The sequence below is a fragment of the Herbiconiux sp. UC225_62 genome, assembly GCF_042694625.1.
Lineage (GTDB): Bacteria > Actinomycetota > Actinomycetes > Actinomycetales > Microbacteriaceae > Herbiconiux.
In genome coordinates this window covers 1,580,618-1,596,277 of record NZ_CP170551.1, presented here as the reverse complement: position 1 = coordinate 1,596,277, position 15,660 = coordinate 1,580,618, and the positions used below count along the sequence as shown (strand labels likewise).

Below are 15,660 nucleotides of genomic sequence, written 5' to 3'. Positions count from 1 at the left end.
TCCGGAACCTCACCTGTGAATGTCTACAACAACGGATGCTCGACGACGGGCCCGCACGCATCCGCGCCGACTAAAATCGCCGGGTGCCCATTCCGAAGATCATCCTCTACTACGTCTTCGCGCCGGTGGCCGACCCCGAAGCCGTGCGGCTCTGGCAGCGTGATCTCGGCGAATCACTCGGACTGCGCGGGCGCGTCCTCATCTCGGCCGACGGCATCAACGGCACGCTCGGCGGCGAGCTCGACGCCGTGAAGCGCTATGTGCGCAAGACCCGGGAGTTCACGCCGTTCGCCGAGCTCGACGTGAAGTGGAGCGAGGGCACCGGCCTCGAAGAATCGCCGGCCTCCAAGCACACGCCTTACCGCGCGAGCACCGATTTCCCACGGCTCAGCGTGAAAGTGCGCGACGAGATCGTCAGCTTCGGCGCGCCGGGGGAGCTGCGCGTCGATGCCCACGGCGTGGTCGGCGGCGGCGTCAAGCTGCAGCCCGCCGAGCTGCACGAGCTGGTCGCCTCACGCGGCGACGAGGTCGTGTTCTTCGACGGACGCAACGCGTTCGAGGCCGAGATCGGGCGGTTCCGCGGGGCGGTGGTTCCGGATGTCGCGACCACCCGCGACTTCGTCGCCGAGCTCGACAGCGGCAAGTACGACCACCTGAAGTCGTCCCCCGTGGTCACCTACTGCACGGGCGGCATCCGCTGCGAGGTCCTCTCGTCGCTCATGAGCGCCCGCGGATTCTCGGAGGTGTACCAGCTCGACGGCGGTATCGTCCGCTACGGCGAGACGTTCGGTGACGCCGGGCTCTGGGAGGGGTCGCTCTACGTCTTCGACGGCCGTGGTTCGGTGCGGTTCAGCCCCGACGCGGCGGTGATCGGATCCTGCGTGTCCTGCGCCTCCCCCAGCTCGCGCCTGCAGAACTGCGCCGACCCGGCCTGCCGCTCGCAGCTGGTCGTGTGCGAGTCCTGCGCCGACCTCTCCTCCACAATCCGCTGCCCCGCCCACGCGACCCTCTAGTTCCTCCACAGGGGGTTCTGACGTCGCCCGCTGGCCGTAGGCTCTGCCCATGACCAGCCACGACAGCCAGCAGACCCACACCACGCACGAACTCATCCACGACCGGGCGGATGCCCTGCTCGCCCTGCACAAAGCGCCCGAGATCCTCACCGTGGTGAACGTGTGGGATGTCGCGAGCGCCTCCGTCATCGCCGACCTGCCCGAGACGAAGGCACTCGCCACCGCCAGTCACGGCATCGCGGCGGCCTACGGCTACGAAGACGGCGAGCACATCCCGCTCGAGCTGATGATCGAAGCGGTCGGTCGCATCGCTCTCTCGACGTCGCTGCCCGTGAGCGCCGACCTCGAGGGCGGATACGGAGACGCCGGCGAGACGGTGCGGCGCGCGATCGGGGCCGGGGTCGTGGGCGCGAACATCGAAGACCAGATGCGTCCGCACATCGAATCCGTCGAGAACGTCGCCGAGGTGATGAAAGCGGCGGAGGCCGAGGGGGTGCGGTTCGTGCTCAACGCGCGCACGGACGCGCTGATCCGGCGCGGCGACCGGCCCCTCGACGAGGCGATCGACGACGCGATCGAGCGCGGGCGGGCCTATCTCGATGCGGGGGCGGCGTGCGTCTTCGTGCCCGGACTCATCGACAAGCCGACCGCCGAGCGGCTCGTCGAGGGCATCGGGGTGCGGAAGGTCAGCGTGATCGGCGTCCCTGGGTCGCTGGCGCCGGGTGAATACGAGCGGCTCGGCATCGCGCGCATCTCCTACGGTCCCTGGCCGCAGCGCGTGGCGCTCACCGCGCTGCAGGAGTCGGCCCTCGCCCTCTACGCCGGCGGCTTCCTCCCGGAGGGCACCCAGACGCTCACCTGAGCGGCAGCACCGACTCCGCCGCTACGACGCGAGCGCGGGGGCGGCTCGACGGGCGCGCCGCTCGCGCCGTGCCTCCCTCCGCTCGACCGCCCGACGGTGCGAGAAGCGGCGGGCCTCGGTGCCCGAGAGGGCGAGCAGCACCAGCACGTCGAAGGAGAGCCCGACGAGATTGGTCTGCAGGGTGATCTGCGGTCCGCCGTTCGCGAAGTCCAGCGCCGTCACCACGACGGCCGCGGCGCTGATGCTCATGCCGGTGAAGCGAGCCCAGTTGTGGCCGTGGTAGATCAGGAAGGCGAGCACGGAGTAGAGAGCGCTGATCAACAGGGCCACGGCCACGAACAGCGCCACCACGAGGGATCCGAGGAAGCGTGCGTCGGCCGGGGTGAGCGCGCCCGTGATGGTGCGGAAGTCGAGCTCGCCGTCACCGATCGAGAAGGCCACGACGGCGCCGGCGGCCAATGCCGACAACACCCGCAGCACCATGAGCAGCACACCGAGATAGATCGCGGCCGGGCGGCCCAGCCCGGCGATCGGTGATTCGGTGAACACGGCTGACGGTGTCGGCGGCACCGGGCGCTCGACCGGGGCCGCACGCTCGTCGCCGGCATCCCAGGTGCTGACGCGCCGGAGGTCGACCACGGGCAGGTCGCCGTCGGTGACGATCGCATCGCCACCGCCGTTGACATGGTGATAGCCGGTCGAGAAGTTGCGGATGAGCTTGACCTTCGCCTGCTCGTTCCCCTCCACCAGAGTGGTCACGATGTGATCGCGTTCCTTGTCGGTCTCCTTGTCGATGCGGTGCGTGACCTGCAGGGTGAAGAAGGAGATGCCGATGCTGCGGTCGTAGGTTCCCGCTGCGAGCCAGTCCGCCTGGTGTCCGCCCGGGAGCAGCCAGCCGCGCGGGCACCGCCAGAACCGCACGTGGTGCCGCTTCGACGGATTGCCCGACACCTCTTGCTGATAGGTGAAGTTCTGCACGTTGCCGAAGAGATACAACCGGGACACGGGCGCGCCCGGATAACTGCGACGAAGGAGGGTCCCCCGCACCGTGCGGAGTGCCGAGGTGAGCCCCATGTCGTCGGCGAGGTGCCAGCCCGCCCTCGTCATCGCCTCGTGCAGCTGCTCCTCCGAGCCGCGCAGCGCGATGTTGATCGGGTCGCCGAGCAGCCCCTCGCGTGTCTTCGCCCGGCCGATGAAGTAGTCGGGCACGTAGAAGAGGGTGAGGATGCTGTGCACGCGCGGCAGCAGCAGATACGCCACGACGAGCCAGAAGACGAGCAGGAACCAGAGCTGCTGCCAGCCCTTGGCGAACGACTCCGTGGCCACCAGGAACGCCAGCCACGCCGCCGCCGCCGTGCCGAAGAGGAAGAACGCGCTGTCGACCACGAGCCCGACCGAGCCGCGGAACGTGCGCCGCCGGATGTGCTCGACGAGACTCGCTTCCTCGAGTTCGTCGATCGACAGCTCCGAGGTCTCCCGCGCGTTGAACTCGGCGGGACTCGGCAGGATCTCCGGGGATTCGGCAGGTCCGCCGGTGGCGTGTTCTGCCATCGCGACCGTCCTTTCCTCAGACGGATTCTCTCAGCATTCGCTGAATTCTGTGACAACCGTCGACCGCCACCCTAGGCTGGAATCGCGGGAACGACCGCAAATTCTCCAACCGGACACCGACAGGACAACATCGATGCCCACCGGCGTACCCATCGAATTCGCCCAGCTGACGAAGTCGTTCGGTAACGTCGACGCCGTCTCCGACCTCACTCTCACCGTCGAGCCGGGTCAGGTCACCGGATTCCTCGGCCCGAACGGCGCCGGGAAGACCACGACGCTCCGCATGCTCCTCGGTCTCGTCCAGCCCACCTCGGGCACCGCCACCTTCGGCGGCACGCCGTACTCGCGCCTCGCTTCCCCGCTGGCGACGGTCGGCGCGTCGCTCGAGGCGGCCAGCTTCCATCCGGGCCGCTCCGCTCACAACCATCTCGCGGTCTACGCTCAGGCGGCGGGCCTGCCCAAGACCGCTCCGGCGGCAGCCCTCGAGAAGGTGGGCCTGGCCGACTACGGGTCGCGCCGGGTCGGCGGCTACTCCCTCGGCATGCGGCAGCGCCTCGGCCTCGCGTTCGCCCTGCTCGGCGACCCCTCGGTGCTCGTGCTCGACGAGCCCATCAACGGGCTCGACCCCGAGGGCATCAAGTGGATCCGCCTCCTCCTCCGCGCGATGGCGGCCGAGGGGCGCACCGTGCTGATCAGCTCCCACCTCCTCAGTGAGGTGCAGCAGACGGTCGACGACGTGATCATCATCTCCCACGGCAAACTCGTGCACCGCGGCGAGCTCTCCAGCCTCGACGTCTCCGACTCGAAGCAGGTGCAGGTCAACGCGGATGATCGCGAACGGCTCACCGAGGTCATCCGAGCCGCGGGGTACACGGTCTCGAATCTGCGGTCGGGCATCCTCGTCGACAACGCCGAAGCGGCCGAGATCGGGCGCCTCGCGTTCGACGCGGGCATCGCCGTCACCGCCCTCTCGCAGAAACGCACCGGCCTCGAGGAATCGTTCCTCACCCTCGTGGGCGAGGAGGGATCGCTGTGAGATTCTTCGCCGCCGTGCACTCCGAGGTCACGAAGCTCCTCAGCACCCGCTTGTGGTGGGTGCTCGCACTGATCATGGTGGGATACGTCGCGCTCTGCGCCGGCGGTCTGGCCGCGATCTTCGGCGGGGTCGGCACCACCGGGCGCGGCCCCGTCATCCCCGAAGCGCAGCTCCCCCTGTTGATCTTCAGCTTCGCCACCTCGGTGGGCTACGTCTTCCCGGTTCTCCTCGGAGCACTCGCGGTGACGAGCGAGTTCCGCTTCCAGTCGCTCACACCCACCTTCCTCGCGCAGCCCCGACGCACCGTGGTGCTCGGCGGCAAGCTGCTCACCCTCTTCCTCGCCGGAGCCGCGTACGGCGTGATCGCGTTGATCGCGTCGATCGGCGTCGGTGCGGCGGTTCTCAGCGCGTTCGGCATCGATCCGCTGCTCGGTGAGCCCGACACCTGGGCGTTCATCGGTCGCTCCGTGCTCGCGATGGCGCTCTGGGCCGCGATCGGCGTCGGTCTCGGCGCTCTCGTGCCCAGCCAGATCGCGGCGATCGTGATCGTGCTCGCGTTCACGCAATTCGTCGAACCGCTGCTGCGGGTGGGCGCGAGTATCACCGACTGGTCGGCCCAGGTGGGGCAGTTCCTGCCGGGTTCGGCGAGCGACGCCCTGGTGGGCGCCAGTATCTACACCTCGATCTCGCCGAGCAGCGTCGCGCTCGACTGGTGGCAGGGCGGGCTCGTGCTCGCGGCGATCGCGGTGATCGCGACTGTCATCGGCTTCTTCACGAGCTGGCGCCGCGACGTCTCCTGACGCCGGGCAGCGAGCGACCAGCAAGACCGCAACCGGGAGGTGCCATGACCAAGGCGATCGTCGTGACCGAGAAGGGGGCCTCAGGGCGCCTGCTGGAGATCGACGAGGAGGAGTTCTTCGAGAACACCGGCGGTGAGCGTCCGGTCGACCTCGACGTGCTCTACTCGAGTCTCAACTTCAAAGACGGTCTGGCACTCCTCGGGCGTCCCGGCGTGGTGCGCGAGTGGCCTCTCGTGCCGGGCATCGACATCGTGGGCCGGGTGACCGCATCCGCGTCTCCGCGCTTCGAGCCGGGCGACCTCGTGGTGCTGAACGGTGACGGCATCGGCGAGAACAGGCATGGCGGTTTCGCGACGAAAGCGCGAGTGCGTCCGGATGCCCTCGTGCAGCTACCGAACGGGATCTCGCCCGCGCAGGCGGCCGCGGTCGGCACCGCCGGCTTCACCGCCATGCTGGCCGCACTCGCGCTGCAGGACGCCGGGGTGACGCCGGAGTCCGGCGAGGTGCTCGTGACGGGTGCGGCCGGCGGGGTCGGATCGGTGGCCGTCTCGTTGCTGGCCGGGCGCGGGTACACGGTCGTCGCGTCGACCGGCCGCGCCGAGGAACAGGGCGACTACCTCCGAGGGCTGGGTGCCGCGCGCGTCATCGACCGCGCTCCGCTCGGCGAGCCGGGACGTCCGCTCCAGACCCAGGCGTGGGCGGGAGCGATCGACTCCGTCGGCAGCCACACGCTGGCGAACATCCTCGCCCAGACGAACTACGGCGGAACCGTCGTCTCGTGCGGGCTCGCTCAAGGCGGCGACCTGCCCGCGACGGTGATGCCGTTCATCCTCCGCGCGGTCACTCTGACGGGCGCGAACTCGGTCGAGGCTCCGCTGGCCCTGCGGGAGCGGGCGTGGACCGATCTCGCCGCCGAGCTCGACCTCGACGCTCTCGACGGCATGACGACCACCATCGGGCTGGGCGACCTGCTCACCGCGGCGGAGCGCATCCTCGCCGGCCAGGTGCGCGGCCGAACGGTGGTCGACCTCAGCCTCTGAGGAGGCTCAGTCGATGATCTCCGTGCCCTCGGTGGGAGGCAGCCGCAGCGCGCGGAGGAGTTCGATCGAGTGCGCGGTGGTGACGATGATGCGCGAGAACTCCTGGTCTTCGAGGTCGATCACGACCGAGGTGCGGGTGCCCTTCACGAGCAGGAAGTCTTTGCCGTCGTGGAACTTCCAGGTGCCCACCGCGAGGGTGAGCGGGATGGCGGCGCCTGGCGCCCGGATGCCGCGCACCCACACCCACGGATCGTCGGTGAGCGCGGCCGATCGGATGTTCTCCAGCGGCACCACGATGTCCGTGCGGCGGAACGAGAGCAGCTTCTCGGCGCGCGTCAATCGGATCTCGAGGCGATCGGTGTGGACGAAGAGAACGGCCATGCACCTATCCTGCCGTGGCTACCCTGAAGAACGGCACCATTTCCGCCTGAGCGATATATAACGATTCAGGAATCTTTGCGAACGCATGCATTCGGCGCTCAGGGACGAGCGGCGGCTGCCGCTGCGGCGGCGCCCGGCAGGGCCGCGAGGATGCGTCCGACTGCCTCATCGTCGTGTGCCGCCGAGACGAACCAGGCCTCGTAGACCGAGGGGGGCAGCGAGACCCCGGCGTCGAGCATGGCGTGGAAGAACGGACCGTAACGGAACGCCTCCTGGGCCTGCACCTCGGCATAGTTCCGCGGTGCGCGCGACGAGCCGAAGGTGAAGCTGAAGAGGTTTCCCGCCCGCTGCACGCTGTGCGCGACGCCCGCCTCGCCGAGCGCCTTCGACACGGCCCCCGAGATCGTCGCGGCGGTGGCGTCGAGCGCCGCGTAGACCGCCGCATCGGCGAGACGCAGGGTGGTGAGTCCGGCGGCGACGGCGATCGGATTGCCCGAGAGCGTGCCCGCCTGGTACACCGGGCCGAGCGGAGCCAGCGTGTCCATGACGTCGGCCCGACCGCCGAGAGCGGCCAGCGGCATCCCGCCTCCCACCACCTTGCCGAAGGTGACCAGGTCGGGCAGGTAGGCGGGCACGTCGACCGGGCCCGGAGCATCCAGGTGCAGTTCTGCGACCGGGCTGCCGGAATTCTCCAGCCCCCACCATCCGGCCGGGCCGACGCGGAATCCGGTGAGCACCTCGTCGATGATGAGCAGTGATCCGTGCGCGTGCGCGATGTCGGCGAGCGCGGCGTTGAAGCCGGGAGCCGGCGGCACCACGCCCATGTTGGCGGGAGCGGCCTCCACGATGATCGCCGCGATGTCGTGCCCACGCTCGGCGAAGACCCTCCGCACCGCGCCGAGATCGTTGTAGGGCAGCACGACGGTGAGCGCGGCCGTGGCGGCCGGAACGCCCGCGGACGCGGGGAGCGCCAGGGTCGCCAGGCCTGAACCGGCCTCCGCGAGCAACGAGTCGGAGTGTCCGTGGTAGTGGCCGGCGAACTTGATGAGCAGGTCGCGCCCGGTGAATCCGCGGGCGAGCCGGATGGCGGTCATGGTCGCCTCGGTGCCCGTGGAGACCAGGCGCACCTTCTCGATCGGATGCACGCCGCCGGCTGCCACGCGAACGCGCACGAGTTCGGCCAGGTCGGTCTCGGCGGGGGTGGTGGCGCCGAAGGAGAGACCGCGGGAGGCGGCATCCTGGACCGCGGCGACGACCTCCGGATGCGCGTGCCCGAGAATCGCCGGACCCCATGAACTCACGAGGTCGACGTACTCGGTGCCTTCGGAATCGGTGACGTACGGCCCCCGTGCCGAGACGAGGAACCGCGGGGTTCCGCCGACGGAGCGGAACGCTCGCACCGGCGAGTTGACGCCTCCGGGAATGGAGCGCTGGGCGCGTGCGAACTGCTCGGCGTTGCCGGCGTGGCTCGCCACCGCGGTGATGGACTCGTTCTCGTCGCGCTCGGGGGACAGTGCCGCCCCGAGGCCGGCCTCGGCGCTCATCGCAGTCCCTTCAGGGAGCGGGCGACCTCGACCGCCCAGTAGGTGAGCACCACGTCGGCCCCGGCCCGACGGATGCCCGTGAGGGTCTCGAGGATCGCGCGCTCGCGATCGATCCAGCCGTTCGCCGCGGCCGCCTCGATCATGGCGTACTCACCCGACACCTGATAGGCCCAGACGGGTACTGGAACGGCCGCCGACACGTCGGCGATGAGGTCGAGGTAGCTCATCGCGGGCTTCACCATCACGACATCCGCTCCCTCGGCCACGTCGAGCAGCGCTTCACGAAGGCCCTCGCGGCGGTTCGCGGGGTCGAGCTGGTAGCTCTTGCGGTCTCCGCGCAGCGTCGATCCGACCGCCTCGCGGAACGGCCCGTAGAAGGCGGAGGCGTACTTCGCGGCGTAGGCCAGGAGGGCGACGTGCTCGAAGCCTTCAGCGTCGAGCGCCCCGCGCACGGCGGCGACCTGGCCGTCCATCATGCCGGAGAGACCGAGCATCTGCGAGCCGGCCCGGGCTTGTTCGAGAGCCATGTCGCGGTAGCGCTCGAGGGTGGCGTCGTTGTCGATGGAGCCGTCGGGGGCGAGCACGCCGCAGTGGCCGTGGTCGGTGAACTCGTCGAGGCACAGGTCGGTCTGCACCACGAGGGCGTCACCGGCTTCCTCGACGGCGACGCGGGTCGCGGCGTTCAGCACACCGTCGGGGTCGGTCGCCCCGCTGCCGATCGCGTCTTTCGCCGAGTCGGCCGGCACGCCGAACAGCATCACGCCGCCGAGTCCGGCCTCAGCGGCCTCGGTGACGGCCCCCCGCAGGCTGTCGAAGGTGTGCTGCACCACACCGGGCATCGACTGAAGAGCCACGGGCTCCACGATGTCGTCGCGCACGAAGAGCGGGAGCACGAGCTGGGCCGGGTCGATGCGGGTCTGGGCGGCGAGGCGGCGGAGGGCCGGAGTCGCGCGGAGCCGGCGGGGTCGAACCTCGGGGAAGGAGCCAGAGTTCATGGTCTCCAGCTTAGATCGCCGCCGATGTGCGTCGGCCGGACAAGCGCCGCGCTGAGTGCTACCGGCGGGTGCGGTGCGCCAGCCGCAGTTGCGCGACCAGTCCCACGATCGCCGCCACCAGGATCGCCGCGCCGTAGAGCAGCACCGCGCCGAGCAAGCCGAGCGGGGCGATCAGCTGCCCGGCGATGATCGTGGGAACACCGAAGGCGAGATAGGCCACGAGGAAGACCCCCGCGAAGAGCTCGGCCCGCGACTCGGGCGACGCGAGGGGTGCGAGAGCGCGGAGGGTTCCGGAGAACGAGGCGCCGAACCCGACACCGCCGATCACGCCCCCGACGATGAGCAGCGGCAGCACACCGCCCACGACACCCAGCACGATGACCCCGGTTCCGAGCAGCACGGCCGCCATGCCGTAGACGACGGCCCGCCGCGCCGCCAAGCGACCGAGCAAGAGGGCCGCGACGGCGGCGGCGGCCGGTTCGACGAAGCTGGTGACGCCGTTCACGGCGCCGCTGTCGATGTGGAAGACGTCGCGGATGATCGACGGGACGAGCCCCATGAACAGGCCCGCGAGCATCCACGAGGCCAGCTGCACGGGCACGCTCGCGGCGAATTCTACGCGCGCAGCCCGCGGGATCGAGATGCGTGGGATGAGCGAGCGCACGGCTCCGGGCCGCCCCGGGTTGGTCTCCCGCGAGAACACGACCACCAGGAGGGCGAGCACCATGATCACGGCCAGCGCGCCGAACACGATGGCGGCCGGGGCGAGGGTGAACTGCACCGCGAAACCGGTGATCAAGGCCCCGAGCGCCAGGCCGCCCGCCGGTGCCACGCTCCCCACCACCGCGCCGAACTTGCGGAACCGTGGGGGCGCGAGTTCGACCACGGAGGCGGTGAAAGCGCTCGTGGCGATGCCGGTCGCGAGCCCCTGCACGGCGCGGGCGAGGATGACCCAGCCCACGTCGGGCGCGAACACGAAGAGCACCATTGAGGCCGTCTCCAGCGCCAGCGCTCCGATCAGCACAGGGCGTCGGCCGACGTGGTCGGAGAGCGAACCGCCCACCAGGAGCGCCGCGAGGAGGGCGATCGCATAGATCGCGAAGGCGATGGTGAGCTCCCACGCCGGGAACGCCCACTGCTCCTCGAGCAGGAGGAACAACGGCGTCGGCGCTCCGGCCGCCAGGTAGAGGGCGGCGAACCCGATCGCCGTGCCGACAAAGGCCGCCGTAGGCGACAGACGGAAGGATGCGCGGCGCCGGCCCGGCGACACCACGGATACGGCGGCGGTCGATTCCTCGAGAACGGACATCTCGTGACTCCTGATTCTTAACGCAATTCTGTTCGCTTTATGCACCATAATCGCGACAACTGCTTAATGCAACTCTGATTGCGTTAGAATGCTTCCATGGAGACCAAGTCAGCGCCCGCCAGGCGCACAGGTGGCCGGAGTGCGCTGGTCCTGGGCGCCGTGAAGCGGGCGACGGAAGAGCTCATCGAAGAGAAGGGCCAGGAACGGCTCACCGTGCCGATGATCGCGGAACGGGCCGGCGTGAATCCCACCAGCATCTACCGGCGCTGGGGCGATCTTCCGTCGCTCATCAACGACATCGCCACCTACCGCCTCGACCCGGCACGCCCGTTGCCCGAGAGCGGCACCCTGCGGGGTGACCTCGCGGGGTGGGCCGATGAGATCGTCGAGCACTACCGCAATCCGGTCAACGCGGCGCTGCTGCGCGGCGGGGCCGCCGTGGCCGGCGACCGGGAGTCCGACTGCCTCCGCAACCGGAGGGCGGAGGCGACAATGTTCGTCGAACGTCATCCGGAGTCCGACATCTCAGCCGACGAGGTGATCGACCACCTGGTGGCGCCGATCGTCTACCGCGCGATCTTCCTGCCCTGGACGCTCGACGACGACACCGCCGACCGACTGGTCTCGGAGCTCTTCGGCTCCTGATCACGATCACGGCGTCCTTGCTCCACTCACACCCCGCCTCCAGATTTAACTAGAACATATGTTCGAATGTCGGTAGCGTAGTCGGCATGAACCTCGACTTCCAGACCTCGCTCTTCGACGACATCGATGCCGACCCCGAACTCGACGAGTTGTTCGGCACGGTCGAGCGCACGGAGCTCGCCGAGGGCGCCTGGGTCGACCTGCGGCCCGGCTGGATCCGCAATTCCGACGCGTTGTTCGAACGCCTCGCGGTCGATGTGCCCTGGCACGCCGACCAGCGGGAGATGTACGACAAGATCGTGGCCGTGCCGCGCCTGGTGTCCCACTTCGGAGAGGGCTCCCTCTACCCCGATCCGGTGCTCAGTCGCGCCCAGCGCGCCCTCAACGACTTCTACGGGCGACCACCGGGTCAGGTGTTCGCGACCGCTGGACTGTGCTTCTACCGCACCGGCGAAGACAGCGTCGCCTGGCACGGCGACCGGGTGGGCCGCACGATCGACCGCGACACCATGGTGGCGATCGTCTCCGTCGGAGCAGCCCGAACTCTCTCGCTGCGGCCGAAGGGCGGCGGAGAGACCCTGCGCTTTCCGGTGGGCCACGGCGACCTCGTCGTGATGGGCGGCAGCTGCCAACGCACCCACGAGCACGCCATCCTCAAGACGAAGCAGGCCGTCGGCCCCCGCATCAGTGTGCAGTTCCGGCCGGTCTGGCCGAGATGAGCAACCGGCGCGGGGCCGTGCTGACGGGGAGGATCGGGCGGCTAGTCCGACGACTCCGCCGCGCGACGGGCGTTGGCCACTTCGATCACCGAATTGATCAGCGACTCGGCCGAGCGGCCCTTCGCGATCACGTCGACCCGCAGGCCGTAAGCGCGTGCGTCTTCGGCGGTGCGAGGTCCGATCGCGGCCACCAGGGTCGACTCCGGGATGGGTCCGAGCTGCAGCTGAACCTGTTCGGCCACCGACCCCGAGGTCACGAAGACCGCGTCGATCGCACCGGCCGCGATGTCGGCACGGATCTGCGGGTCGACCTCGACTCCGATCGTGCGATAGGCCACCACGGATTCGACGGTGTGTCCCCGAGCGATCAGGCCCTCGGTCAGCACGGGCTTCGCGATGTCGCTCCGCAGGGTCAGAACGCGCAGTTCGGGGCCGAACTGCTCGAAACGCTTGAGTTCGCGCAACAGGCCGTTCGCCGAGTTGTCCTCCGGCGGAACGAGGTCCACCTTGTACCCGGCCGCCATCAGAGCGGCCGCGGTGGTCTCTCCGACGGCGGCGATGTGGGTCGAGGAGGGCACGGTGGCCTGGTGGGCCGTGAGGACGTCGACCGTGGTGGCGCTGGTCATGGTGAGCCAGTCGAAGGAGCCGGCAGCCAGCGCCTTCAGCGCACGCTCGAGGGTCTCGGCGTCTTCGGTGGGAGCGAAGTTGATCATCGGGGCGACGATCGGCTTCGCGCCGACGGCGCGCAGATCGGCCGCGACGCCGTGACCCCACGGGCCCCCGCGGGGCACCAGGATGCGCCAGCCGCCGAGCGGGCGCTGCGACCACGCGGTCATTCGGTGCCGCCCGGCCAGTACTGGTCGCCTGAGCCGTCGGTGCCGGGCGCCGATCCGCCGACGGGCGCGAGTTCGGCCGCGCCGTCTTCGAGGAGCTGCACCGCCACGGCCTGGCCGAGCAGCTCCGCCACGAGGTGGTCGTCTCCGAGGAGCGCGGCCGATCGCTCGCAACCGAGCTCGGCGGCGCCGTCGGGCTGGTACACGGTGGCCGAGAGGCGCAGCTCGTCGTCGACGACGGTGGCCGTGGCCCCGACCGGAGCGGCGCACCCGGCCTCGAGGGCAGCCAACACCGAGCGCTCGGCGAGAACGGCCGTGCGCGTCGGGATGTGTTCGATGCTCAGCAACTCGGGAATGCTGTCTCCCTCTCGGGTTTCGATCGCGAGCGCACCCTGCCCTGGCGCCGTGGGCCAGATGTCGAGTGCGAAGAGTTCGGATGCTGCGTCTAGCCTACCCAGCCTTCCGAGCCCTGCTGACGCGAGCACCACGGCGTCGAGGTCGCCCTCGACCAGGCGGTTGAGGCGCGTGTCCACGTTGCCGCGGATGTCGACGATCGTGAGGTCGGGGCGCAGACTGAGCAGCTGGGCGATGCGCCGCGGCGACCCGGTGCCCACACGGGCACCCTCCGGCAGCTCGTCGAGCGTGAGCCCGTCCCGCGTGCAGAGCGCGTCGCGCGGATCCTCCCGTTCCGGGATCGCGCCGATGACGAGTCCCTCGTACGGAGCAGTCGGCAGGTCCTTCAGCGAGTGCACGATCATGTCGCACTCACCCGCGACCAAGGCCTCGCGGAGCGCGCTCGCGAACACTCCGGTTCCGCCGAGACTCGACAGCGATTCGCGCGAGCGATCGCCTTCGGAGGTGATGATCACCGTCTCGACCCCGACGCCGGTCGCCTCCACGAGCGTCGCCGCCACGATCCCGGTCTGGGCACGCGCAAGGGCGCTGCCGCGGGTCGCGATGCGGAGCGGAGCGCTCACGGCGCGATCCCCGCCACGGCGGGTTTGAACCCGAGGCGCACGTTCTCGCAGCAGCCCGGCCGGCAGACGTCGTACCAGGGGCCGAGTTCCGTGAGAGCGGGCCGATCGGCTACCGGGGTGCCCTGCACGCGCTCGAGCACGAGGTCGACGAGACCGGACACGTAGGCCGGGTCGACGCCGGGCGTCGGCACCCGCACACCGATCAGGCCGTTTTCGGCACAAGAGGCGAGCGCCTCGTTGTCGAGGTCCCAGAGCACCTCCATGTGGTCGCTCACGAAGCCGAGCGGCACGATCACCACGGCTTTCACGCCGCGGGCGGGGAGTTCCGCGATCGCGTCGTTGATGTCGGGTTCGAGCCACGGCTGCGTCGGCGGGCCGGAGCGGGACTGGTAGACGAGCTGCCACGGGATGTCGGCTCCGGCGGTGGCCGCGGCCATCACGACCTCGGCGACGGCCTCGTGCTGTGCGGCGTACGCCCCCGATGGCCCGAAGCCGCGGGAGGCCGGACCGGAGCGTTCGGCGTCGGCGCTGGGGATCGAGTGGGTGGTGAAGAGCACCTCGACCTCGCGAGTGACGTCGAGGTCGGGATGCTGTGCACGCAGGTCTTCGAGCGCCGAGTACACACCGTCGATGAAGGGCTGCACGAATCCCGGGTGGTCGAAGAACTGGCGCACTTTGTCGATCGTGAGAGATCCGGCGAGACCGGTCTCCTCGAGCGCGGCTGCGAAGTCCTCGCGGTACTGGCGGCAGCTCGAATAGGAGCTGTAGGCGCTGGTGGCGACCGCGATCAGGGTGCGGTGGCCCTGCTCGTGCGCATCGCGGAGGGTGTCACGCAGATACGGGTCCCAGTTGCGATTGCCCCAGAGCACGGGAAGGTCGATGCCGCGCGAGGCGAGCTCGGCCTCGAGCGCCGCTTTGAGCATCCGGTTCTGGGCGTTGATCGGGCTGATCCCGCCGAAGGCACGGTAGTGGTGTGCGACCTCCTCGAGCCGTTCGTCGGGGATACCGCGACCGCGAGTCACGTTGCGGAGGAAGGGAATGACGTCATCCTGCCCCTCCGGTCCGCCGAAAGAGGCGAGGAGGATGCCGTCGTAGGCCACCGGCTCGGTCACGTGCTCCGGCCCGGATGCCGCCGCCGCACTGGCGGCCGGCACGAGCGACTCGAGCGTCACTGCAGCACCTCGACGATCTCGGCGGTGTCGATGCGCCGGCCCGTGTAGAAGGGAACCTCCTCACGGACGTGCAGGCGGGCATCCGTCGCACGCAGGTGGCGCATCAGGTCGACCAGATTGGTGAGCTCGTCGTCTTCCAGGGCGAGGATCCACTCGTAGTCGCCGAGGGCGAACGAGGCGACGGTGTTCGTGAGCACCGAGCGGTACTCGGCGCCCTTGCGGCCGTGGTCGGCGAGCATCTGGCGACGCTCCGCCTCGGGCAGCAGGTACCACTCGTAGGAGCGCACGAACGGGTAGACGGTGAGCCAGCCGGCCGGCTCCTTGCCGCGCATGAAGGCCGGGAGGTGGTTGGCCGAGAACTCGGCGTCGCGGTGCACGCCCATCGCGTTCCAGGTGGGCAGGAGCGGAGCGAAGACCCGGGTGCGGCGAAGCTGACGGAGGGCCCATTGCAGGGTCTCGGGCGCGCTGCCGTGCAACCAGACCATGACGTCGGCGTCGGCCCGCAACCCCGAGACGTCGTAGAGGCCGCGCACGAACACGTCTTCCTCCTCGATCGACACGATCGTGTCGTCGAGTTGGCCGATGGCATCCGGAACGTCGGTGCCGTCGATGCCCAACGGTTCGGCGGGGTTGCGGCGGAACACCGCCCAGAGGGTGTAGCCGACGACGGGAACCGTCTCGGAGTCTTCGACGTCGCGGGCGACATAGGTCTGGGCGTCCTGGTCGACTGTCGGGTCAGTCATGATCCTTCTTCGTGGTTGGTGCGGTGGTGGGGGCGCAGCG

Annotated in this window: 16 protein-coding genes; 7 read left to right on the top strand and 9 right to left on the bottom strand. The window is 69.7% G+C overall.

The annotated features are described in order from the left end of the window. Positions 1–83: 83 nt before the first annotated feature. The gene (locus tag ACFJGU_RS07665; RefSeq protein WP_382309122.1) at positions 84–1,013 is read left to right on the top strand and encodes a rhodanese-related sulfurtransferase; all 930 of its coding nucleotides are present in this window, start codon (positions 84–86) and stop codon (positions 1,011–1,013) included. A gap of 49 nt (positions 1,014–1,062) precedes the next feature. Beyond that, positions 1,063–1,875, top strand: coding sequence for an isocitrate lyase/phosphoenolpyruvate mutase family protein (locus ACFJGU_RS07660; RefSeq protein WP_382309120.1), 813 nt, complete (start codon positions 1,063–1,065; stop codon positions 1,873–1,875). A gap of 21 nt (positions 1,876–1,896) precedes the next feature. On the opposite strand, the gene ACFJGU_RS07655 is transcribed toward ACFJGU_RS07660, so the two are convergent. Continuing rightward, complete coding sequence (locus tag ACFJGU_RS07655) at positions 1,897–3,426, bottom strand: LssY C-terminal domain-containing protein (RefSeq protein ID WP_382309118.1); 1,530 nt, start codon at positions 3,424–3,426, stop codon at positions 1,897–1,899. 133 nt (positions 3,427–3,559) lie between these two features. On the opposite strand from ACFJGU_RS07655, the gene ACFJGU_RS07650 reads away from it, so the two are divergent. Genes ACFJGU_RS07650 through ACFJGU_RS07640 form a run of 3 tightly spaced genes read left to right on the top strand, consistent with a single transcriptional unit; the run spans position 3,560 to position 6,302 of the window. Beyond that, complete coding sequence (locus ACFJGU_RS07650; protein ID WP_382309116.1) at positions 3,560–4,462, top strand: ATP-binding cassette domain-containing protein; 903 nt, start codon at positions 3,560–3,562, stop codon at positions 4,460–4,462. Further along, positions 4,459–5,262: an ABC transporter permease gene (locus ACFJGU_RS07645; protein ID WP_382309114.1), complete on the top strand. Its 804-nt coding sequence runs from the start codon at positions 4,459–4,461 to the stop codon at positions 5,260–5,262. The genes ACFJGU_RS07650 and ACFJGU_RS07645 overlap by 4 nt, the downstream gene beginning before the upstream one ends. A gap of 44 nt (positions 5,263–5,306) precedes the next feature. Further along, complete coding sequence (locus ACFJGU_RS07640; RefSeq protein WP_382309112.1) at positions 5,307–6,302, top strand: MDR family oxidoreductase; 996 nt, start codon at positions 5,307–5,309, stop codon at positions 6,300–6,302. Between the two features lie 6 nt (positions 6,303–6,308). Here ACFJGU_RS07640 and ACFJGU_RS07635 read toward each other — a convergent pair whose 3' ends face one another. From ACFJGU_RS07635 to ACFJGU_RS07620, 4 genes are all read right to left on the bottom strand, one after another. Continuing rightward, the gene (locus ACFJGU_RS07635) at positions 6,309–6,683 is read right to left on the bottom strand and encodes a hypothetical protein (protein ID WP_382309110.1); all 375 of its coding nucleotides are present in this window, start codon (positions 6,681–6,683) and stop codon (positions 6,309–6,311) included. A 98-nt stretch (positions 6,684–6,781) separates the two neighbouring features. Beyond that, on the bottom strand, positions 6,782–8,227 hold the full coding sequence (locus ACFJGU_RS07630; RefSeq protein ID WP_382309108.1) for a glutamate-1-semialdehyde 2,1-aminomutase: 1,446 nt from the start codon (positions 8,225–8,227) through the stop codon (positions 6,782–6,784). Beyond that, positions 8,224–9,222 (bottom strand): porphobilinogen synthase, encoded by a 999-nt coding sequence (hemB, locus tag ACFJGU_RS07625; RefSeq protein WP_382309105.1) that lies wholly within the window; start codon positions 9,220–9,222, stop codon positions 8,224–8,226. The genes ACFJGU_RS07630 and hemB overlap by 4 nt, the downstream gene beginning before the upstream one ends. A gap of 58 nt (positions 9,223–9,280) precedes the next feature. After that, the gene (locus ACFJGU_RS07620) at positions 9,281–10,531 is read right to left on the bottom strand and encodes an MFS transporter (RefSeq protein WP_382309103.1); all 1,251 of its coding nucleotides are present in this window, start codon (positions 10,529–10,531) and stop codon (positions 9,281–9,283) included. A 96-nt stretch (positions 10,532–10,627) separates the two neighbouring features. Between ACFJGU_RS07620 and ACFJGU_RS07615 the strand changes: the two genes are divergently transcribed. Together ACFJGU_RS07615 and ACFJGU_RS07610 are read left to right on the top strand one after the other, a co-directional pair. Next, positions 10,628–11,176: a TetR/AcrR family transcriptional regulator gene (locus tag ACFJGU_RS07615; protein ID WP_382309101.1), complete on the top strand. Its 549-nt coding sequence runs from the start codon at positions 10,628–10,630 to the stop codon at positions 11,174–11,176. A gap of 86 nt (positions 11,177–11,262) precedes the next feature. Then, positions 11,263–11,895, top strand: coding sequence for an alpha-ketoglutarate-dependent dioxygenase AlkB (locus ACFJGU_RS07610; protein ID WP_382309099.1), 633 nt, complete (start codon positions 11,263–11,265; stop codon positions 11,893–11,895). A gap of 41 nt (positions 11,896–11,936) precedes the next feature. Here ACFJGU_RS07610 and ACFJGU_RS07605 read toward each other — a convergent pair whose 3' ends face one another. Genes ACFJGU_RS07605 through hemQ form a run of 4 tightly spaced genes read right to left on the bottom strand, consistent with a single transcriptional unit; the run spans position 11,937 to position 15,620 of the window. Next, a complete protein-coding gene (locus ACFJGU_RS07605) occupies positions 11,937–12,731 on the bottom strand; it encodes a uroporphyrinogen-III synthase (protein WP_382309097.1) in 795 nt (264 codons plus the stop codon). Next, positions 12,728–13,705, bottom strand: coding sequence for a hydroxymethylbilane synthase (hemC, locus tag ACFJGU_RS07600; protein WP_382309095.1), 978 nt, complete (start codon positions 13,703–13,705; stop codon positions 12,728–12,730). Before hemC ends, ACFJGU_RS07605 begins: the two co-directional genes overlap by 4 nt. After that, positions 13,702–14,877: a ferrochelatase gene (locus tag ACFJGU_RS07595; RefSeq protein WP_382309093.1), complete on the bottom strand. Its 1,176-nt coding sequence runs from the start codon at positions 14,875–14,877 to the stop codon at positions 13,702–13,704. Before ACFJGU_RS07595 ends, hemC begins: the two co-directional genes overlap by 4 nt. Further along, positions 14,874–15,620: a hydrogen peroxide-dependent heme synthase gene (gene hemQ / locus ACFJGU_RS07590; RefSeq protein WP_382309091.1), complete on the bottom strand. Its 747-nt coding sequence runs from the start codon at positions 15,618–15,620 to the stop codon at positions 14,874–14,876. Before hemQ ends, ACFJGU_RS07595 begins: the two co-directional genes overlap by 4 nt. Positions 15,621–15,660: the final 40 nt, after the last annotated feature.